General features: G+C 67.6%; 17 protein-coding genes. 6 read left to right on the top strand and 11 right to left on the bottom strand.

Annotated features, from left to right (window positions below; translation table 11 throughout):
* The first annotated feature begins 18 nt into the window (after window positions 1-18).
* Window positions 19-2787 carry a glycoside hydrolase family 2 protein gene (locus ACOFKW_RS04705; protein WP_419816193.1) on the top strand — a complete coding sequence of 923 codons (2769 nt, stop codon included), beginning with the start codon at window positions 19-21 and terminating at the stop codon, window positions 2785-2787.
* A 23-nt stretch (window positions 2788-2810) separates the two neighbouring features.
* Here the strand turns inward: ACOFKW_RS04705 and dapE are convergent, their stop codons facing one another.
* Entirely contained in the window at window positions 2811-3947 is a 1137-nt protein-coding gene (gene dapE / locus ACOFKW_RS04700; protein ID WP_419816192.1) for a succinyl-diaminopimelate desuccinylase, read from the bottom strand.
* 79 nt (window positions 3948-4026) lie between these two features.
* On the opposite strand from dapE, the gene ACOFKW_RS04695 reads away from it, so the two are divergent.
* On the top strand, window positions 4027-4482 hold the full coding sequence (locus ACOFKW_RS04695; RefSeq protein ID WP_419816191.1) for a cupin domain-containing protein: 456 nt from the start codon (window positions 4027-4029) through the stop codon (window positions 4480-4482).
* On the opposite strand, the gene ACOFKW_RS04690 is transcribed toward ACOFKW_RS04695, so the two are convergent.
* The 5 genes from ACOFKW_RS04690 to ACOFKW_RS04670 form a co-directional block, all read right to left on the bottom strand.
* Window positions 4474-5214 (bottom strand): DUF1499 domain-containing protein, encoded by a 741-nt coding sequence (locus ACOFKW_RS04690; RefSeq protein ID WP_419816190.1) that lies wholly within the window; start codon window positions 5212-5214, stop codon window positions 4474-4476. The genes ACOFKW_RS04695 and ACOFKW_RS04690 overlap by 9 nt on opposite strands.
* Window positions 5215-5343: 129 nt before the next feature.
* Window positions 5344-6978 (bottom strand): M28 family metallopeptidase, encoded by a 1635-nt coding sequence (locus ACOFKW_RS04685; protein ID WP_419816189.1) that lies wholly within the window; start codon window positions 6976-6978, stop codon window positions 5344-5346.
* Between the two features lie 49 nt (window positions 6979-7027).
* Window positions 7028-7735, bottom strand: coding sequence for a glutathione S-transferase family protein (locus ACOFKW_RS04680; RefSeq protein WP_419816188.1), 708 nt, complete (start codon window positions 7733-7735; stop codon window positions 7028-7030).
* A gap of 68 nt (window positions 7736-7803) precedes the next feature.
* Window positions 7804-8649 (bottom strand): GNAT family N-acetyltransferase, encoded by an 846-nt coding sequence (locus ACOFKW_RS04675; RefSeq protein ID WP_419816187.1) that lies wholly within the window; start codon window positions 8647-8649, stop codon window positions 7804-7806.
* 39 nt (window positions 8650-8688) lie between these two features.
* A complete protein-coding gene (locus ACOFKW_RS04670) occupies window positions 8689-9996 on the bottom strand; it encodes an AmpG family muropeptide MFS transporter (protein ID WP_419816186.1) in 1308 nt (435 codons plus the stop codon).
* An 87-nt stretch (window positions 9997-10083) separates the two neighbouring features.
* Between ACOFKW_RS04670 and ACOFKW_RS04665 the strand changes: the two genes are divergently transcribed.
* Window positions 10084-11232 (top strand): aromatic ring-hydroxylating oxygenase subunit alpha, encoded by a 1149-nt coding sequence (locus ACOFKW_RS04665; RefSeq protein WP_419816185.1) that lies wholly within the window; start codon window positions 10084-10086, stop codon window positions 11230-11232.
* Here the strand turns inward: ACOFKW_RS04665 and ACOFKW_RS04660 are convergent.
* On the bottom strand, window positions 11229-11519 hold the full coding sequence (locus ACOFKW_RS04660; RefSeq protein ID WP_419816184.1) for a type II toxin-antitoxin system RelE/ParE family toxin: 291 nt from the start codon (window positions 11517-11519) through the stop codon (window positions 11229-11231). The two genes, ACOFKW_RS04665 and ACOFKW_RS04660, sit on opposite strands and share 4 nt — an antisense overlap.
* Window positions 11516-11740, bottom strand: a complete 225-nt coding sequence (locus ACOFKW_RS04655; protein WP_419816183.1) for a type II toxin-antitoxin system ParD family antitoxin — start codon at window positions 11738-11740, stop codon at window positions 11516-11518. Before ACOFKW_RS04655 ends, ACOFKW_RS04660 begins: the two co-directional genes overlap by 4 nt.
* Before the next feature lie 125 nt (window positions 11741-11865).
* Here ACOFKW_RS04655 and ACOFKW_RS04650 point away from each other — a divergent pair, with 125 nt between their 5' ends.
* Both ACOFKW_RS04650 and ACOFKW_RS04645 read left to right on the top strand, forming a co-directional pair.
* A complete protein-coding gene (locus tag ACOFKW_RS04650) occupies window positions 11866-13125 on the top strand; it encodes a dicarboxylate/amino acid:cation symporter (protein WP_419816182.1) in 1260 nt (419 codons plus the stop codon).
* 252 nt (window positions 13126-13377) lie between these two features.
* Window positions 13378-14859, top strand: a complete 1482-nt coding sequence (locus ACOFKW_RS04645) for a flavin-containing monooxygenase (protein ID WP_419816181.1) — start codon at window positions 13378-13380, stop codon at window positions 14857-14859.
* A gap of 71 nt (window positions 14860-14930) precedes the next feature.
* Here ACOFKW_RS04645 and ACOFKW_RS04640 read toward each other — a convergent pair whose 3' ends face one another.
* A complete protein-coding gene (locus tag ACOFKW_RS04640; RefSeq protein WP_419816180.1) occupies window positions 14931-16439 on the bottom strand; it encodes a YifB family Mg chelatase-like AAA ATPase in 1509 nt (502 codons plus the stop codon).
* A gap of 99 nt (window positions 16440-16538) precedes the next feature.
* Between ACOFKW_RS04640 and ACOFKW_RS04635 the strand changes: the two genes are divergently transcribed.
* Window positions 16539-16844 (top strand): hypothetical protein, encoded by a 306-nt coding sequence (locus ACOFKW_RS04635; RefSeq protein ID WP_419816179.1) that lies wholly within the window; start codon window positions 16539-16541, stop codon window positions 16842-16844.
* Here ACOFKW_RS04635 and ACOFKW_RS04630 read toward each other — a convergent pair.
* Together ACOFKW_RS04630 and ACOFKW_RS04625 are read right to left on the bottom strand one after the other, a co-directional pair.
* Window positions 16835-17818 (bottom strand): proline iminopeptidase-family hydrolase, encoded by a 984-nt coding sequence (locus ACOFKW_RS04630; protein WP_419816178.1) that lies wholly within the window; start codon window positions 17816-17818, stop codon window positions 16835-16837. The two genes, ACOFKW_RS04635 and ACOFKW_RS04630, sit on opposite strands and share 10 nt — an antisense overlap.
* A gap of 51 nt (window positions 17819-17869) precedes the next feature.
* Window positions 17870-19690, bottom strand: a complete 1821-nt coding sequence (locus tag ACOFKW_RS04625; RefSeq protein WP_419816177.1) for an ABCB family ABC transporter ATP-binding protein/permease — start codon at window positions 19688-19690, stop codon at window positions 17870-17872.
* Window positions 19691-19747: the final 57 nt, after the last annotated feature.

Below are 19747 nucleotides of genomic sequence, written 5' to 3'. Positions count from 1 at the left end.
TTCCGGGACCAGTAGCCGATGAGTTTTATCCTCCCCGTTCCCGCCGCACCGAACCGGGACCGGGTCCTGCTCGACGGAGTCTGGGACTTCCGTCTCGACCGTGAGGAACAGTGGCGCGCCATCCAGGTGCCGGGCGTCTGGCAGGCGCAGTTCGACGACCTCCGCGATACCCAGGGCGTCACCTGGTACCGGCGCAACTTCACCGTGCCGCGCGACTTCGCCAAGCGGCAGGTCGTGCTGGGCTTCGGCGCGGTCAATTACATCGCCGACGTCTATATCAACGGCCGCCTGCTGCTCCACCACGAGGGCGGCTATTTGGCGTTCGAGGTGCCGCTGCCGCCTGAGTTGCTATGGGCCGACAACGCCCTCGAGGTGAAGGTGACGCTGCCCTCGAACGACCGGAAGGAGTTTCCGGAGCACCCGTTCCAGGAGATCCCGCACGGCAAGCAGAGCTGGTACGGCCCGATGGGCGGCATCTGGCAGTCGGTGTGGATCGAGGCTCGCGCCGCCGCCCACCTCAGCGAGGTCATCCTCGGCTCCCACCTCGACACCGGCGCGGTCGGCCTGTCGGTGGTGGTGTCCGAGGCCGCGACCACGGCGACGCTGGTCTGCACGATCACCAGCCCGGACGGCAAGCTGGTCGCCCAGACGCGCGTCGACTGCGCCGGGCGGACGCTGGTGCCGGTCGGGCTGACCGTCGACCAGCCCGCCAGCTGGTCGCCCGAGCGCCCGGCGCTGTACCGGCTGTCGGTCGACCTGGTCACCGGCAACACCGTGCTCGATTCGACCATCCGCAACTTCGGCTTCCGCACGATCACCACCAGGGACGGCCAGTTCCTGCTCAACGGCAAGCCGCTGTACATGCGCTGCGCCCTCGACCAGGATTACTATCCGGAGGGGCTCTACACCGTCCCCAACCTCGCCTATCTCGAAGACCAGATGAAGAAGGCGAAGGCGCTAGGGCTTAACACCGTGCGCTGCCACATCAAGGTGCCGGACCCGATCTACTACGACATCTGCGACCGGCTCGGACTGCTGGTGTGGACCGAATTCCCCAATTTCGAGCGCTTCTCGGAAAAAGCGTCGGAGCGGGCGCGGACCACCGCCGAGGGCATCATCGCGCGTGACGGTCACCACCCCTCGATCATCGCCTGGACGATCATCAACGAGGATTGGGGCACCCGGCTGACCGAGGATCCCGACCACCGCGCCTGGCTGATCGAGCAGTACGACTGGCTCAAGCGCCACGACCCGACCCGGCTGGCGGTCGACAACTCCGCCTGCTTCCCCAATTTCCACGTCAAGACCGACATCGAGGACTATCACTATTACCGCGGCGTCCCCGACCGGCGCGGCGAGTGGGACAACCTCACCGACCGCTTCGCCAACCGCGAGGACTGGACCTTCTCGCCGCACGGCGATGCCCAGCGGCGCGGCGACGAGCCTTTGGTCTGCTCCGAATTCGGCGTCTGGGGCCTGCCCAACCCGCGCGACCTGCGCCGCGGCGGCACCGTCGACCCGTGGTGGTTCGAGACCGGCGCGCAATGGGGCGAGGGCGTCGCCTACCCCAAGGGCATGGAGCAGCGCTACCGCACCTTCTTCCTCGACCGCGCCTTCGGCAGCTTCGACGCCTTCATCGACGCGACGCAGTGGTTCCAGTTCACCGGCCTGAAGTACCAGATCGAAAAGCTCCGCAGCCGCGCCTCGATCCAGGGCTATGTGATCACCGAGCTGACCGACATCTATTGGGAATCCAACGGCCTGATGGACATGGAGCGCAATCTCCGCGCCTTCCACGAGCCGTTCGCCGACGTCAACGCCGACATCGTCGTCGTGCCGGGCTTCCGGCGCTGGGGCTATTGGTCGGGCGAGAGCCTCGACTGTTCGGTGCAGGTCGCGACCGGCGGCGGCTTCGTCGGGCCGGGCACGACGCTCGACTGGACGGTCGAGGGCGGCGGTGGCGGTTCGGGCCGCGTGCCGGTGCCGGCGGCGGGGACCAACCGCGTCGTCGACGTGCCGCTGCCGTCGATCATGCTGGGCTGTGCCGATGTCGCGGTGGCGGCGACGCTGCGCCTGACCCTGCGCGATGGCCGCGGCACCGTGCTGGCGCGCAACCACGAGCCGCTGAGCATCTATCCCGCCAACCCGCGCGCCGCGACCGAGGCTGCGTTGTGGGTCGAGGACGAGGGCCTGCGCCACCGCCTGGCGACGCTCGGCTACCGCATCGCCGACAGCATCGACGATGCCGCGCTGACCGTCGCCCGCTCGATGGACACGGCGCTGGTCGAGGCGGTGCGGCGCGGCCACCGCGCGCTGCTGATCCACGAGGAGGGCCCCAGCGCCTGGCTGCGCTCCGACGAGCCGCCGTCGCTGATGCCGGTGCCGTACCACATGGACCAGGCCTTTCCGGGACTGTTCGCGCAGGGGCGCGACGGCAACATCTATCGCGGCGACTGGATCACCGCGTTCAGCTGGCTGCAGCGCAGCGGCGTCTTCGCCGGCATCCCGGCGCACCCGCGCAACGGCCCGCTGTTCGACCTGTCGTTCGAGCGCGTCGTCCCCCACGCCGTGCTGATCGGCATGAAGCCGTGGGAGCATGAGGCGCACGTCCCCGCCGGGCTGGTCGTCGGCTGGGCGCACAAGGCCGCGGCGATCGTCGCCGAACGCTGGTTCGGGCGCGGCAAGACGGTGGCGACGACCTTCCGGATCAGCTCCGACCCGCCCGGGCAGGACCCGGTGGCGACGATGCTGCTGCATGCGCTGGTCGCGGCGGCGCTAGCGGGGTGAGGTCCGGCCCGGGGGTGGGGCGCCTACCCCCGGAACACCCGCCTCAGCACTTCCCCATAGATCGCCTCCAGCGCCGACAGGTCCGCCACCGGCACACCCTCGTCGACCTTGTGCATCGACTGGCCGACGAGCCCGAACTCCACCACCGGGCACAGCCGCCGGATGAAGCGCGCGTCCGACGTGCCGCCGCTGGTCGACAGCTCGGGCATGACCCCGGTGACCGCCTCGATCGCGCCGGCGACGACCCCCGACAGCGTCCCGGGCTCGGTCAGGAACGCCTCGCCGGAAATCCTGACGACGACCTCGGCGGACGCAGCCTCCGACGCGACGACCTCGCGCAGCCACGCCTCCAGCTCCGCCCCGCGGTGCAGATCGTTGAAGCGGATGTTGAGCCGGGCCGAGGCCTGCGCCGGGATGACGTTGGTCGCGGGATTGCCCACCGCCAGATCGGTGACCTCGAGGTTCGAGGCCTGGAACCAGTCGCTGCCGGTGTCGAGGACCCGCGCCTGCACCGCGGCGAGGATGCGCACCAGCCGCGCCACCGGATTGTCGGCCATCGCTGGATAGGCGACATGCCCCTGCGCGCCGTGCACCGTGATCCACGCATTGATCGAGCCGCGTCGCCCGATCTTGACCATGTCGCCCAATACCCGCGCGCTGGTCGGCTCGCCCACCAGGCACAGGTCGGGGACGAAGCCGTTCGCCTCCATCCAGTCGAGCAACGGCGCGGTGCCGAAGGTCGCCGGGCCTTCCTCGTCGCCGGTGATGACCAAGCTCAACCGGCCTTTAAAGCCTGCCGCGACGTGCCGTGCGGCGGCGGCGGCAAAGGCGGCGATGGCGCCCTTCATGTCGGCGGCACCGCGCCCGACCAGGTGGCCGCCCGAGACCGCCGCGTCGAACGGCGGGCTGCTCCACCGCGCGACGTCGCCCGCCGGCACGACATCGGTATGCCCGGCAAAGGCGAAATGCGGCGCCCCTTCGCCGATCGTCGCGAACAGATTGTGGATCGGGCCGTCGGGCGCCTCGCCGAAGACCAGCCGGTGGACGGTGAAGCCCGCACCCTCCAGCACCGCCGCCAGCACGGACTGCGCCCCGGCATCGGCGGGCGTCACGCTGGCGCAGCGGATCAGGTCGCGTGCCAGTTCGAGCCCGTCGATCATCCCGCCCATAGCTCTTGCATCCCCGTCATCCGCGGCCAAACTGGCGTCACGTCACTCGTCGAAAAGGCCCGTTGGTCCGATGCCCAAGGTCGATGCCGCAGCACTGCCCGAAAAAAGCGCGACGGGCTATCCGCCGCCGTTCGCGGCACTGGTCGCGGGGCGGCGGGTCAAGCCGTTGTCGGCGTCGCTGAGCGATTTTGTCGTCAACCTGTGCACCATCGCACCGGGGTCGGGGTCGAGCCAGCGGCATTGGCACAGCGACGAGGATGAGTTCGTCTATGTCCTGTCGGGCGAGGCGACTCTGGTCGAGGACGATGGCGAAACGCTGCTGCGCGCCGGCGACGCCGCGGTGTTTCCCAAGGGCGTCGCCAACGGCCACCATCTGCTCAACCATGGCAGCGCCGACCTGGTCTTCCTCGCCATCGGTCCGGACCGCCCCGACACCGACGTCGTCATCTACCCCGATATCGGCATGCGCTGGAGCGTCGCGAGCGGCTATGTCGTCGCCGACCCCGACACGAGCGACTCAGCGTAGCTTGGCGAGATAGTCGCGGATGCGCTGGGCGTTGCGGCCGTCGTCGCCGCCACCGGCGCGCGACTTGGACCGCATGTCGACGCGGCTGCCACCGCCGTCGGGGCGGACGCGGATGACGATATCGTCCCGCAGCCCCCACCACGGCACGGTGGCGACGGCCTCGATGATCCCGGTCGCCTGGTCGGCGGCGGCGATGCGCCAGCCGCGGGCGCGGGCGGTGGCCAGCGCCCGGTCGAAGACGGCGCGCGGTGGCTGGCTGAGCAGCAAGCCGACCAGGTCGGGATAGGCGACGCGCTGCTGCGCCGCGACCAACGGCCCGTCATACGCCGCGTCGGTGGCGCCGATGCCACGGCTGGCGAGCAGCGCGTTGAACTGCGGCGGGTCGGCGGTGTCGGTCGAGATGTCGTGGATGCGCGGATAGCCGCTGGCAGCGAGGTACAGCCCCGCCGGGATCAGCGCCGCAAGCAGCCCGACGACCAGCGCGCCGAGCAGCAACGGCCGCGGCGAACGATGGCGCAGCAGCAGGAACGCGACGACCAGCGCACCGAGCCCGGCAACGACCGCGCCGCCCCAGAACAGCCCGGAGCCGAGCCACCACGGCAGCCCCGCAGCCGAGGCCGGCCCGGCGATCAGCACCACCACCGCCGCCAGGATCGTCACCAGTGCGGCGCGAATCGGCACGCGGCGCGACACCGCGACCGGCGTCGTTTGTTGCGTGACAGGTTCCAACATGGTCGCTCCCCTTGCTTCGATCGTCGTCCGGCGAACCGGAACCGCTGACGTTACAATGACCGAACGCCCGTTTTGTAACGCAACTGGCTCCCGACCGCGGCCGGGACGACGGTAATTCGAAGGCGTGGGCTATTTCGCTGGGCGATCGACCTTGGGCGCATTCGGCGCGAACGCCTGGCCGAAGAAGTCGTTCTTGTACCAGCGCGGGCGCTCCGGTGCGTCGGCGACATCGCGGGTGATCAGGTAATTGACCCGCGCGTATTTGGCGCCGGACGCCCAGTTGATCGGCTGCGACAGGTCGTCGGAGACCTGGTGGTAGTTGGTCGACATGAACTTGGTCCACGCCGCCTCGCCGCCATTGGCATAGCCGGTGGCCAGCAGGATCGCCGGGACGCCGCGCTTGACGAAGGTGTAATGGTCGGAGCGGACGAAGATCGTCTCCTCCGGCATCGGGTCGCCCGCCAGCTTGATGCCCGCCTCGCCCGCCGCCTTGGCGACCGACTGGCCCAGCGTCGAGTGATCGGCACCGAAGGCGACGACGTCGGTGAAATCGTACAGCAGCATCGGCTGGTCGAGGTCGACGACGCTGACGATGTTGCCGATCGGCACGCTTGGGTCGTTGGCGAAGGACTCGGCGCCCAGCAGGCCCTTTTCCTCGGCGGTGTTGGCGACGAACAGCAGCGAGCGCTTCGGCTTGACCGCGTCACCGGCGAACCCGCGCGCCACCTCCAGCATCACCGCGACGCCCGCGGCATTGTCGAGCGCGCCGTTGTAGATGCGGTCGCCGTCGCCATCGGCTTTCATGCCCAGATGGTCGAGGTGCGCCATCAGCACGACGGCCTCGTTCTTGAGCGTCGGGTCGCTGCCCGGGATCATGCCGATGACCTCGGGCGTGGTCAGCGTCTCGAACTTGGTGTGCGCCTGGATGCGGGCGCTGGTCTTGAGCGCGAAGCCCTTGGGATGGCCGCCGGGCTTGTCGGCCTGGGCCAGGACCTTGGCGAGGCTGGTCGGGGCGCCGGCGAAGGCAGCCTCGGCGGCGACGACGTCGAGGGAGGCGCCGGCCTTGATCTCGGGGGCGTTGACGTGCGCCTTGCCGTCGGCGGCGACCCAGGTCATGCGCGGCACGTCGGCGCTGGCGACGCTGCGGTTCCACGGGCGGCGCTTGCGACCGTCCAGCGTCGAGATCGAGATCGTGCCGATGGCGCCGTGCGCCGCCGCCATCACCGCCTTCTGGGTCTGCAGGTGCGCCAGCGTCTCGCTCGGGTCGCCGCGCGGTATACCGGCCAGCACGACGACGATCTTGCCGCGCACGTCGAGGTTACGGTAATCGTCGAAGCCCTGCTTCGGTGCGTCGATGCCATAGCCGACGAAGACCAGGGGGGCGGACACGTCGGTCGCCGCTTCGCTGTCGCTGGTCGCGACGATGACCGAGGTGGCGTGCTTCCAGGTCTGCGCGCCGGCAGGGCCGGTGATGGTGACGCTGGCGGTCTCGCCGGTCAGCTGGCGCTGCTGCAGGGTGATGCGCTGGAACCAGCTGCCGTCCTTGGCGCCGGGGACCAGCCCGGCCTGTGCGAACTGCGCCGCGACGTATTTCGCCGCGATCTCGTGGCCGCGCGTGCCGGTGCCGCGCCCCTCCAGCAGATCGTCCGCCAGGAAGGTGACGTCGGCCTTGACCCGGTCGGGCGAGAACACCGGCTCGGCGGCGCTGGCGAGTTGGCTGGCGAGCACGGCGATCGCGGCCGTGGCGGCGTGGAAAGTCTTCATCTGGCTCCGTTCGATTGGTCGCGGGACGGTAGGGTCCGCCGCCGCCGGGTCAAGCCGGAACGCCGCCCGGGACGAGATAGCGCGCGAACGGATAATCCTCGGCCTTGGCGTCGGCGGTCCACTCGACCATCCACGGATGCGCCGCGACCGCCTCGACATAGGCGCGCGAGACGTCGCCCATCGGCAGGCCATAGGTGCGGAAGCGCGTGACGACCGGCGCGTACATCGCATCGGCGGCGCCGAACGAGCCGAACAGGAACGGCCCCTCGTGCGCGACATCGGCGGTGCTGCCGAAGCGGGTCCGCGCCTCGGTCCACAGCCGGTCGATGCGCGCGGCGTCCGCCAGGATCTCCGGCGTCGGCTCGAAATCGGGGAAATTGGAGGCGAGGTTCATCGGGCAGCCCTGGCGCAGCGCCTGGAAACCGGCGTGCATTTCCGCAGTGATCGACCGGGCCAGGGCGCGGGCGGCGAAATTGTCCTGCGGCCAGAAATGCCCGCGGCTGACGCGCGCGTTCCGGACCTTGTCGGCCAGCCAGTCGATGATCGCCAGGCTGTCCCAAACCGCGATGTCGGCGCCGTCCCACAGCACCGGCACCTTGCCCGCGGGCATCAGCGCCTTCGACGCGCCGCTGTCCCACTCCGGCGTGTCCATCGGCACGACGACGGTTTCGAAATCCAGTGCCGAGATCTTGCACGCCAGCCAGCCGCGCAACGACCAGCTCGAATAGGTCCGGTTGCCGATGATAAGCTTGAGCATCTGGTCTCTCCCCGGCTCCCGCGTCGGCGGGATGCCGGACCATTCATGCCCCCATGCGCGGCAAAGCGCTAGTTGGTGTCGTTCGGCCCGACCTCGAAGCGCCCGGCATAGCGCTTGGTGATGCGCTCGACCGGCATCACCACGAAGATGTCGGTGGTGTTGAACTGCCGGTCGACATAGGCGCCGTCGCCGATCATCGCACCGACGCGGAGGTAGCCCTTGACCAGCGGCGGCAGCGCCTTCGACGCGGCGCGCGCATCGAAGGCGGTCGGCGCGATGCGGTTCATGTCGACATAATGCTCCGGCAGGGCGCGGGCGCGCAGCTCCGGCGGGGCGAGGTGGTGGTGGTAAAGATAGCTCAGCTCCGCCGCATGCGCCGCCGCATCGCTGCCGTGGAGCGAGGCACAGCCGAACATATGGCCGATCGAATGGGTCTGGAGGTAGCTGGCAATACCCCGCCACAACAGCGTGATCGTCGCATTGTTGCGGTACGCCGGCGCGACGCAGCTGCGGCCGAGCTCGAGCAGCTGGCCGGTCGTGGCGGACGCGGCGATCAGCGGCGACAGGTCATACTCCCCGGCGGAGTAGAAGCCGCGGTTGAGCTGCGCGACCATCTGGCGGAGCAGGCGGTAGGTGCCGACGACATGCGGCCGACCGTCGAAGCCGTGGTCGATGACCAGCAGATGGTCGCAGACCGCGTCGTAATCGTCGATATCGCGCTGCGCCGCGGTCATGTGGGGCGCCGCCGCCGCGCCCATCTCCTCATAGAAGATCTGGTAGCGCAGCGCCTGGGCCGCGCCGATCTCCTCCGGAGAGGTCGCCAGCCGGACGTCCAGCTGCCCGGCGCGGTGGATAGACGGCGTCATCGCCAACCAGTCCGCCGCCACTGCCGTTGCTTGTAGCATGCTCGTCATCGCCCCCGCCAACCGCTGCGGCCTCGCCTTAACCGAGAATTATGACAGTGTCGCAGACTCCCCCGGCTCGACCACCAGCCCGCGCTTCAACATGTACAGGAACAACAGGATACCGGGCACCGCCGCCAGCGTGGTGAGCAGGTAATAGTCGACGAAGCCGAGCGCCTTGATCATCGCGCCGGCACTCGTTCCGGTGACCAGCCGCCCGACGATGCTCGCCGCCGCCGAGATCAGCGCATATTGCGCCGCCGTGAAGCGCAGGTTCGCCAGCGCCGAGAAATAGGCGACCACCGCGACCCCGCCGACGCCCGAGCAGAAATTCTCGAAGCCGATCGCCGCCGCCATCGCGAGGTTGCTGTGCCCCGCCATCGCCAGCCCGGCAAAGCTCAGGTTCGACACGCCCATCAGCACCAGCGACACCAGCACCGACCGCTTCAGCCCGAGCCGCGTGTACAGGATGCCGCCGACGAAGATGCCGAGCAGCAGCGTCCAGAAGCCGACGCCGACGTCGTAGATGGCGATCTCGTCCTTGGTATAGCCCAGCGCCTTGAACAGCGGCCGGAAGGTCAGGTTGGCCAGCGTGTCGCCGATCTTGTGGAGCAGGATGAACACCAGGATCAGCACCGAGCCGCGGCGCTGGAAGAACTCGACGAACGGCCCGACGATGGCGCGGCCAAGATCGACTTTGCGGCGCCCCGCCGGTTCCGCCGGCCGCTCCGGCTCGCCCATGATCAGCGCCGCGCCGACCGCGAACAGGGCAAAGCCCGAGCAGACGAAATAAGCCAGCGGCCAGCCCGAATGCTGCGCCAGCACCAGTGCCAGTCCGCCCGCGGCCGCCGCGCCGATGCGCCAGCCATATTGCGACATGCCCGACCCGACGCCGAGCTGCTCGGCGGTCAGCAGCTCGATGCGGTAGCCGTCGATGACGATGTCGTAGGTCGCTCCCGCGATGCCAACCAGCAGCGCTGCGAACGCCGTCGCCGCCAGCCCGCCCGACGGCGGATGCAGCCCGAGGTTGATCACCGCCGCCATCACCAGCGCGCCCGCCAGGATGATCCACGACACCCGCTGGCCCAGCCGCCCCAGCCCCGGCAGCCGCACCCCCTCGATCACCCAGGCCCAGAGGAACTTGAGATTATACGGCAGCAGCACCAGCGCGAACGCCGTCACCGCCTTGATGTCGATATCGTCGTCCGACAGCCAGCTCGCCAGCGTCGCCGCGATCATCGTGTACGGAAACCCCGACGAGATCCCCAGCGCCAGCGCCGCCAGCGGTGCCGCCTCCGTATAGGGCCGGATCGCGGCAGGCAGGGTGTTTCGCCAGGTGGCGGTGGTGGCAATGCTCATCGGGCCATTCTTAGCGCCTGCGCTTCGCTGTCATCAATGGCCCTGCACCGGCTTTGCCCGCGGTCGGAACTGCGATAGATTTGCGCCATGGACATCCACGTCCCATTCCGCATGCCGACCGCCGGGCAGTTGGCGCTGGCCGAGGCGATGACGCACGTCGGGGCCCAGGTGCCGACGACCGCCACCGTCGCTGCCTCGGTCTATACCGATCCGGCGCGGTTCGACCGCGAGCGCCAGCGGCTGTTCCGCGAGATGCCGGTGCCGGTCGCCCCATCGGCGCTGCTGCCCAGGCCGAACATGAGCGTCACCCACGACGGCTTCGGCGTGCCGCTGCTGCTGACGCGCGACGGCCAGCGCCGGGTCCGCGCCTTCCTCAACGTCTGCCGCCATCGCGGCACGCGGCTGGTCGAGGCGAGCGAGCCGACCGAGGCGCCGCGGCTGGTCTGCCCGTATCACGCCTGGAGCTACAAGCTCGACGGCGCGCTCGTCGGCCTGCCGCGCCCGGAGACCTTTCCCGGCCTCGACAAGTCGACGCGCGGCCTCGTCGAGCTGGAATCACGCGAAGCCGGCGGCCTGATCTGGGTCGGCCTCGACCGCGACGAAAGCTATGACTTCAGCCTTGCCGCCGGGCCGCTCGCCGATGATTTCGACGCGCTCGGGTTCGCCGACCAGCATCTTTATGCGCGCAAGACGCACGAGGTCGCGTCGAACTGGAAGCTGATCATGGACGCCTTCCTGGAGAGCTATCACGTCACCCGCCTCCATGCCGCGACCATCGGGCCGTTCTTCAAGGACGGCGTCACCACCGGCGACCTGATCGGCCCGCACGCGCGCTCGGCCGTCGGCCGCGCCGAGAATCTTGAGGGCGTCGACTTCAGCGACTGGGCGGCGCTGCGCCGGACGGTGACCTTCGCCTATCAACTCGTGCCCGGCACGATCATCGTCGCCTCGCCCGATTACATCAACATCATGACCCTGATGCCGCAGTCGGTGAACCGCACGCTGGTCGAGGATTTCATGCTGATTCCCTATGCGCCGCAGACCCCCAAGGCCGAGGCGCATTGGGCGAAAAGCTGGGCGCTGCTCGATGGCGGCGTGTTCGCGGCCGAGGATTTCCGCGCCGCGACGCTGGGCCAGCAGGGCCTCGAATCCGGCGCCGTCGACCATGTCCTGCTCGGCGCGCTGGAGCAGGGGGTCAAGCGCTTCCACGACACGGTGGATGCGCTGATCGCCTAGAGGTGGCGGGCGTAGTCCATCTTGACGTGCAAGACTCTGACGATGTCGATGCCACCGTCGATCACCCGGTAGAAAACGACATGGGAGCCGCTGCCTAGCTTGCGCATGCCTGGGCGCAAATGGGTGCAATCGCTTCCACTATTCGGTCGGGCCGCAGCGCCGGAAAATACGTCCCGAATGTCCGAGACATAGGCATCCGCCTGCGCGATGCTCCAACGCCCAACTGTGAACTGCCAAATGTCGATCAGGTCGTCGCGCGCTAATGGCGAAAGCGTGTATCGGTTCACGCCGCTTTATGGCGGGCGTGCATTTCTGCAATGAATTTGTCGAAATCGAACGGTGTCGACGGACCGCTGTTCTCTCCGTCGATCAAGGCCTGGATCAGCGCAGCGCGCTTCGCCTCTCGCTCCTCGAGCAATTCCAAACCCGCGAGGACGACGTCATCGGTCGAGCCGAACCGGCCCTCGTTGACCTTGGCTTCGGCAAACGACGCGAAATGATCGTTCAAGCGAGCGGTCGTGTTCCTGCTTGCCATGACAAAATCCCGTTATCGATACGCATTCATATACGACGTGCACGGGCTCACGTCGAATTGCGATTGACCCCGCCACTATCCTCCCGCCACTTGCCGGCATGGCCAGCACGAAGCTCACTCGCTACATCCTGATCGCGCTCGTCCTTGGCGTGCTCACCGGCTGGGCGGTCAATCGCTATGCCGCGTCGCCCGAGCAGGCGAAAAGCATCGCCGGCTATCTCGGCATCATCACCGACGTTTTCCTCCGCCTGATCAAGATGATCATCGCGCCGCTGGTGCTGGCGACGTTGATCACCGGCGTCGCGCACATGGGCTCGGGCGCCAGCATCGGGCGGATGTTCGGGCGCACGCTGGCGTGGTTCATCGTCGCCGGGCTGGTGTCGCTCAGCCTCGGGCTGGTGATGGTCAATCTGCTCCACCCCGGCGTCGGCGTCGGACTGTTGCCGCCGCCGGGCACCGAGACCGGCGTCGCCAGCAGCAATTTCGACCTCAAGGTCTTTGTCGGCCATATCGTGCCCAAGTCGATCTTCGAGGCGCTGTCGACCAACGAGGTCCTGCAGATCGTCGTCTTCTCGATGTTCGCCGGCGTCGGGCTGATCGCCATCGGCGAGCAGGGCGGCCCGATCACACGCGGGCTCGACGCGCTGGTCCATTTGATGCTGCGGATCACCGGCTATGTCATGAACGTCGCGCCATTCGCGGTGTTCGCCGCCGTGGCCTCGTCGATCGCGGTCGAGGGGCTGGAGATCATCGGCACCTTCGCGAAATTCATGGGCGGCTTCTATCTCGCGCTGGTGATCCTGTGGGCGTTGCTGATCGCCGCCGGTGGCAGCGTCATCGGCTTCGGGCCGATCACCCGGCTGCTCAGGGAAATTCGCGAGCCGTTCCTGATCACCTTCGCCACCGCCTCGTCGGAGGCGTCGTATCCCAAGCTGCTGGAGGCGCTGGAGCGTTTCGGGATCAGCCCGCGCATCGCCAGCTTCGTGCTGCCGCTGGGCTATTCGTTCAACCTCGACGGCTCGATGATGTACTGCGCCTTCGCCTCGCTGTTCATCGCCCAGGCGTACGGCATCGACCTCAGCGCCGGGCAGCAGATCTCGATGCTGCTGCTGCTGATGGTGACCTCCAAGGGCATCGCCGGGGTGCCGCGCGCCTCGCTGGTGGTGATCGCGGCGACGCTGCCATTCTTCAACATTCCCGAGGCCGGGTTGCTGCTGGTGCTGGCGATCGACCATTTCCTCGACATGGGCCGCTCGGCAACCAATGTCATCGGCAACGCCATCGCCACCGCCGTGGTCAGCAAATGGGAGGGCGACCGGCAGCGCGAACCTCAACCCGAGGTCGAAGCGACCGCCTGACCGCTCCGGTTATCCTGCAGTCGTATTATTGTGCGATTACAGCGGCTTACTAATGATTTAGTGTCAGGATAGGCAGGCCATACTAAGCTCAGCTTCTTCCGGATATATCCCGCGATCATTGCCAAGGTTGACAGCAACAACCAATTAGGTTACATCATCGACACGGCGCGGAATGCGTAGTGCGACACCCGATGGTTTGCCCGCCGACCTAAATGCGCTACATGGTTACCGTTAACGTCAAGGCGCTCGCAAATGACCGATCATTTCGATGTCCTGATCGTCGGTGCTGGACTGTCGGGCATCGGCGCTGCCTGGCACCTGCAGAACGAATGCCCGGACAAGAGCTACGCCATATTGGAAGGCCGCGGCGCGATCGGCGGTACCTGGGACCTGTTCCGCTATCCCGGCATCCGGTCGGACTCCGACATGTACACGCTCGGCTATTCCTTCCGACCGTGGCGCGAAGCCAAGGCCATTGCCGACGGTCCGTCGATCCTGAAATACGTCCGCGACACCGCCCGCGAAGCCGATATCGAGCAGCACATCCGCTTCGACCACCACGTCAAGCGCGCCAGCTGGTCGACCGCCGATGCGACCTGGACTGTCGAGGCCGAACAGGACGGCGAGCTGCGCACCGTGACGTGCAACTTCCTCTTCATGTGCAGCGGCTATTACAATTATGCAGGCGGCTACGCCCCCGAGTTCGAGGGCGCCGCCGATTTCACCGGGCGCATCGTCCACCCGCAATTCTGGCCCGCCGACCTCGACTATGCCGGCAAGCGCGTCGTGGTGATCGGCAGCGGCGCGACCGCGGTGACGATCGTCCCGGAAATGGCGCGGACCGCGGCCCATGTGACGATGCTGCAGCGCTCGCCGACCTATGTCGTGTCGCGTCCGGCGGCCGATGCCACCGCCGACTGGCTGCGCAACCGGCTGCCGGCCAAGCTGGCGTACAGCCTGATCCGCTGGAAGAACGTCGGCTGGGGCATGCTGTTCTTCAACATGGCGCGCCGCCGTCCGGAGAAGATCAAGGCCCAGCTGATCGGCCTGGTGCGGCAGCATATGGGGCCCGACTATGACGTCGATACGCATTTCACCCCGCGCTACAATCCCTGGGACCAGCGGCTGTGCCTGGTGCCCGACGCCGACCTGTTCGAGGCGTTGAAAAGCGGCGCAGCGGAGGTGGTGACCGATCATGTCGAGCGCTTCACTGCGACCGGGATCAAGCTGCGCTCCGGCGCTGAGCTGCCAGCCGACGTCATCGTCAGCGCGACCGGGCTCAACCTGCAACTGCTCAGCGATGTCGCATTTACCGTCGACGGCGAGGCCAAGGCGCCGAGCCAGTCGCTGAGCTACAAGGGCATGATGTACAGCGACCTGCCCAATCTGGCGTCGTCGTTCGGCTATACCAACGCCTCATGGACGCTGAAGGCCGACCTGACCTGCGGCTATGTCTGCCGGCTGCTCAAGACGATGGACCGCAAGAAGGTGCGGCAATGCACGCCGCGGACCGGGACCAAGCCGATCGAGACGGCGCCCTACCTCGACTTCTCGTCGGGCTATGTGACGCGCAGCATGGACAAATTCCCCAAGCAGGGGACCAGGAAGCCTTGGAAACTGTACCAGAATTACGCGCTCGACCTGCTGACACTGCGTTACGGCGCAGTCGACGACGGTATCATGGAATTCTCGAACCCGGTGCCGGCCAAGACCCGGGAGGCACTCGCCGCCTGATCCGATCGGACGAGCGCTTCGGCGAACGGCCCGGCTGGATCGCTGCCGGACGCGCAGGTTCCGGTCGTCGCTCAGTTGACCGGTGCAAGCCGCCGGTAGCTCAGGGCCTCGGCGATATGGATCCGCCCGACATGCTCGACGCCGGCGAGGTCCGCCAACGTCCGTGCGACGCGCAGTACGCGGTGATAGCCGCGCGCCGACAGCCGCATCGCCTGCGTCGCCTGGGTCAACAACTTGCTGCCCGCCGCATCGGGCGTCGCCACCGTCTCGAGCAGCTTGCCGTCGGCCTCGGCGTTGGAGCGCACCTTGGTCCCGGCATAGCGCGCCGTCTGGATCGCGCGGGCTGCGGCGACCCGCGCGCCGACCTGCAGCGAGGTCTCGGCTGGTGGCGGCAGGCTGAGGTCGGCCGCGCTGACCGCCGCGACATCGACGTGCAGGTCGATCCGGTCGAGCAGCGGTCCGGACACACGGGCTTGATAGTCGACGGCGCACTTCGGCGCGCGCGAACACGCCATCGCCGCATCGCCGAGATAGCCGCAGCGGCACGGGTTCATCGCCGCGATCAGCTGGACCCGCGCCGGATAGGTGACGTGCGCCGCTGCCCGGGCGACCGACACCTGCCCGGTCTCCAGCGGCTGGCGCAACGAGTCGAGGACGCCGCGCGGAAACTCCGGCAATTCGTCGAGGAACAGCACGCCGAGGTGCGCCAGGCTGACCTCGCCCGGCCGCGCCCGCGCCCCGCCCCCGACCAGCGCCGGCATCGACGCCGAGTGATGCGGGCTGCGATACGGCCGCGTCCGAACCAGCCTGCCGCCCTCGAGCTCGCCGGCCATCGAGGCGACCATCGACACCTCCAGCGCCTCGGCCGGCGTCAGCGGCGGCAGGATGCCGGGCAGCGCCGCCGCGAGGAGCGACTTGCCCGAGCCGGGCGGGCCGCTCATCAGCAGGTTGTGGCCACCGGCGGCGGCGATCTCCAGCGCCCGCTTGGCGGTCTCCTGCCCCTTGATCTCAGCCAGATCAGGACCTCGGATTACGACCTCGCCGATCGAACGGACTGGAGCAGGCAACAGCTGCGTCCCCTTGAGATGATTGAGCAACGACAACAGATCGGGCGCAGCGACAACTTCGATCTCGCCGGCCCAGGCCGCTTCCCCGCCCTGCGATGCCGGGCAGATCAGCCCGAGCTCGGCGCTGCTGGCATGGATCGCTGCAAGCAATACGCCCGGCACCGGCGCCAGCCGGCCGTCGAGGCCAAGCTCGCCGATCGCGATATAGCCACTCAGCGTCTCCGCATCGATCATGCCCATCGCGCCGAGCAGCCCGAGCGCGATCGGCAGGTCGTAGTGCGAGCCTTCCTTGGGCAAGTCGGCAGGCGACAAATTGACCGTGATCCGGCGCGGCGGCAGCGACAGACCGATGGCGTTGAGCGTCGCCACCACGCGGTCACGGCTTTCCTTCACCGCCTTGTCGGGCAGGCCGACGACGTTGAAGCCCCAGGACGAGCCGGCGATCTGCACCTGCACCTCGACGGCGCGTGCCTCCAGGCCCAGAAAGGCCACGGTTCCGACATGCGCGACCATCTAATCTCCAGGAACGTGCCCGTAACGATCTTAGTCGTTGCCGAAACTTCCACAAGCGTCGCCGCAATTGTGACAAAGGCCTTGGTTAGTCGCGCTGGCATGCGCCGCCGCAACTTCCTCCAGACGCTGATCAGCAGCGAGCCATGGCGCGTCGTGCAGCTGGGCTTTGGACTGTTGCTGATGATCGTCGGTCCGGTGCTCGGGTCTGCGGTGCCCGTCCCGATCCCGTTTGGACTGGTGCTGTTCGGCTTTGGACTGGCGTTGGTGCTGCGCAACTCTGGCTGGGCACGACGGCGCTATGTTCGCTGGAAACGTCGTTACCCGCGCGCGGGCAAGATCACCGAATTCGGCCTGCAGCGTCACCGCCGCCCGGGCGACGTTTTCCGGCGGAAATCTCAGCCGTAGCGATTGGTGAAGCGCCGGACCTCGCCGACCCAGTCTTCCGGATTATCGAGACAGCCGCTGTGCCCGGCGCCCGGCACGATCCGAGTGACCGCGTCAGGAACAAGCCGGGCCAGCAGGGCGATCTCGCTCGGCATCATCTCGTCATACTCGCCAGTCAGGAACATCACCGGCACCGCGAGGCGCGGCAGCAGCGGCTCGGCGTTATAGAAGCGCAGGCTGCCACTCGCCGCCGTCTCTCCCGGCCCCCACATCGTCGTGTAGAGCCGGGGGTTGAACGCCATTGGCAGCGCATCGCGATAAGCAGCGATGCCCGGTGGCACCGGCCTGCGGCGGTCGAAAGCAGCATAGAACAGCTGGATCGCCGCCCGATATTCCGGCGACGCAGTACTGCCGTCGCGCTCGTGCCGCCTGATCGCCTCGGCAACCGGTCGCGGCAGTTCCGTCAGGCGCTTGCGGGTGCTGGCTTCCCAGCTACGCGTCGAGACCAGTGGCCCGGCCAGCGTCAGGCTCAGCAGCCCGGCCGGGCGGCGCGCAGCATATTCGATGGCGATCGCGCCGCCCCAGCTCTTGCCGACGATGTGCAACCGATCGAGACCAAGCTCGCCGCGGATCGAGTCGATCTCCGAGACGAAGCGCTCGACTGTCCAGTTCGCCGGATCGTTGCGAATCTGCGAGCGTCCCGAATCGAGCTGGTCGTAGAGGATCACCGGGCGCTCGTCGGCCAATGCCAGCGCCGGCAGGAAGTACCAGTGCGACGAGCCCGGACCGCCATGGATAAACAGCAGCGGAGCGCGGCTGCGATGCACCAGGCCATTGGTCCTGACGTAAAGCTTGCCGCCGCGCGCCGGCACGCGAAGCTCCCGGTCGGCGCGAAACTCGGGCGCCACTCGCTCGGGAGACGCTGCAGCGAGCAGCGGCACCGCCCCCAATAGTCCAAGAGCCGCGCGACGGTCGAAGTTTACTGACTCGTTCATGCGCCGCGAAACTGGCCCTCGCGGCGAGGATTGTCCATCGGGCGAGGCGCTCTATTCCGCCGCTTGCAGGACGCCTGCTTCCTCGGCTTCGGCTTGTTGCAGCGCCCACATCTCGGCATAGACGCCATCGGCGGCCAACAGCGCCGGATGCGTACCGCGCTCGACAATCCGGCCCTCGGCCATGACCACGATCTCGTCTGCGTCGGTGATCGTCGACAGGCGGTGTGCGATGACGATGGTGGTGCGCTGCTCGGCGACGTCGCGGAGTGCTGTCTGGATGTCGGCCTCGGTCGCGGAATCGAGCGCGCTCGTCGCCTCGTCGAGGATCAGCAGCGCCGGGTCCTTGAGGATGGTTCGGGCGATGGCGACGCGCTGTTTCTCGCCGCCCGACAGCTTCAGGCCGCGCTCGCCGACGGTCGTCGCGTAGCCGTCGGGCAGCAAGACGATGAAGTCGTGGATTGCCGCGCGCTCCGCCGCCGCCTCGATCTCCGCCTGCGTCGCGCCGGCGCGGCCATAGCCGATGTTGTAGCCGATGGTGTCGTTGAACAGCACGGTGTCCTGCGGCACGATGCCGATGGAGCGGCGCAGCGATGCCTGGGTGACGTCGCGTAGTTCCTGCCCGTCGATGGTCACCTGGCCGGCGCCGATGTCGTAGAAGCGGTACAGGATGCGGCTGATCGTCGACTTGCCGGCGCCCGAGTGTCCGACGATCGCCAGCTTGCGTCCCGGCGCGACGTCGAACGACACGTCGTGGAGGATTTGGCGGCGCGGCTCATAGGCGAAGTCGACATGGCTGAAGCGAACGTGCGCGCCGGCCAGGACCAGCGGCTGCGCACCGGGCGCATCGGCGATCTCGGCTTCGGTATCGATCAGCTTGAACATCTGCTCCATGTCGATTAGGCCCTGCTTGATCTCGCGGTAGACCATTCCGAGCATGTCGAGCGGACGAAACAGCTGCGCCAACAGGGTGTTGACCACGACCAGATCGCCGATGCTGACGCGACCCTGGCTCCAGCCATAGACGGTGTAGGCGAGTGCGCCGCCCATCATGATGTTGGTGATCATCGACTGGCCGACGTTGAGCCATGCCAGCGAAACCTCGTTCTTGATCGCGGCGTCCGAGTATTTCTTGACCGCCTTGCCGTAGTTCTCGGCTTCGAAAGCCTCGGCGTTGAAGTACTTCACCGTCTCGTAGTTGAGCAGCGAGTCGACGGCCCGCGCCGTGACCTTATTGTCGCTGTCGACCATTTCGCGACGCATGCGATTGCGCCAGTCGGTGACCCGCTGGGTGTAGCCGATATAGACGACGACCATCGCCAGTGTCGCCACGACGATGCCGAAGCCCAGCTTGTGCCAGAAGATCGCGCAGACGGCGATCAGTTCGAACACCGTCGGCACGATGTTGAACAGGATGAAATAGAGCATCGTGTCGATGCTCTTGGTGCCGCGCTCCACGATCCGCGTCAGTGCGCCGGTGCGACGCTCCAGATGATAGCGCAGCGACAGCTTGTGGATATGGGTGAAGACATCCTGGCTGAGGTGGCGCGCCGCGGTCTGGCCGACCTTCTCGAAGATCGCGTTGCGCAGGTTGTCGAATAGCACCGCGCTGAATCGGCCGACTGCATAGGCGATGACCAGCGCCACGGCGAGCGTCAGCGCATCGCTCTGTCCCTTGGTCATGCGATCGACCGCACCGCCGAGCGCGAACGGCATCACGGTCAGCTGAGTCGTCTTGGCGGCGATCACCAACAGCATGGCGACGAAGACGCGCGTCTTCAGCTTCGCCTGACCGGCTGGCCACAGATACGGCAGGAAACGCTTTATTGTCCGGAAATCAGCGTTCCCGGCTTCGGTCGCAATCGAATCTCGCATAGCCGCCTAGATGGGCCTGTCAGTGCGCTGCGCCAAGTCTTGCCAACGTCGCAACCT

The sequence above is a fragment of the Glacieibacterium sp. genome (genome assembly GCF_965200405.1).
GTDB lineage: Bacteria > Pseudomonadota > Alphaproteobacteria > Sphingomonadales > Sphingomonadaceae > Glacieibacterium.
Note: the sequence above shows the minus strand (reverse complement) of the source record. Positions and strands in the feature narration are given on the sequence as shown.

Bases quoted from the DNA above. Each gene is read 5' to 3' on its own strand.
- ACOFKW_RS04705 (WP_419816193.1), top strand. From the start codon at position 19: ATGAGTTTTATCCTCCCCGTTCCCGCCGCACCGAACCGGGACCGGGTC.
- dapE (WP_419816192.1), bottom strand. From the start codon at position 3,947: ATGATCGACGGGCTCGAACTGGCACGCGACCTGATCCGCTGCGCCAGC.
- ACOFKW_RS04695 (WP_419816191.1), top strand. From the start codon at position 4,027: ATGCCCAAGGTCGATGCCGCAGCACTGCCCGAAAAAAGCGCGACGGGC.
- ACOFKW_RS04690 (WP_419816190.1), bottom strand. From the start codon at position 5,214: ATGTTGGAACCTGTCACGCAACAAACGACGCCGGTCGCGGTGTCGCGC.
- ACOFKW_RS04685 (WP_419816189.1), bottom strand. From the start codon at position 6,978: ATGAAGACTTTCCACGCCGCCACGGCCGCGATCGCCGTGCTCGCCAGC.
- ACOFKW_RS04680 (WP_419816188.1), bottom strand. From the start codon at position 7,735: ATGCTCAAGCTTATCATCGGCAACCGGACCTATTCGAGCTGGTCGTTG.
- ACOFKW_RS04675 (WP_419816187.1), bottom strand. From the start codon at position 8,649: ATGACGAGCATGCTACAAGCAACGGCAGTGGCGGCGGACTGGTTGGCG.
- ACOFKW_RS04670 (WP_419816186.1), bottom strand. From the start codon at position 9,996: ATGAGCATTGCCACCACCGCCACCTGGCGAAACACCCTGCCTGCCGCG.
- ACOFKW_RS04665 (WP_419816185.1), top strand. From the start codon at position 10,084: ATGGACATCCACGTCCCATTCCGCATGCCGACCGCCGGGCAGTTGGCG.
- ACOFKW_RS04650 (WP_419816182.1), top strand. From the start codon at position 11,866: ATGGCCAGCACGAAGCTCACTCGCTACATCCTGATCGCGCTCGTCCTT.
- ACOFKW_RS04645 (WP_419816181.1), top strand. From the start codon at position 13,378: ATGACCGATCATTTCGATGTCCTGATCGTCGGTGCTGGACTGTCGGGC.
- ACOFKW_RS04640 (WP_419816180.1), bottom strand. From the start codon at position 16,439: ATGGTCGCGCATGTCGGAACCGTGGCCTTTCTGGGCCTGGAGGCACGC.
- ACOFKW_RS04635 (WP_419816179.1), top strand. From the start codon at position 16,539: ATGCGCCGCCGCAACTTCCTCCAGACGCTGATCAGCAGCGAGCCATGG.
- ACOFKW_RS04630 (WP_419816178.1), bottom strand. From the start codon at position 17,818: ATGAACGAGTCAGTAAACTTCGACCGTCGCGCGGCTCTTGGACTATTG.
- ACOFKW_RS04625 (WP_419816177.1), bottom strand. From the start codon at position 19,690: ATGCGAGATTCGATTGCGACCGAAGCCGGGAACGCTGATTTCCGGACA.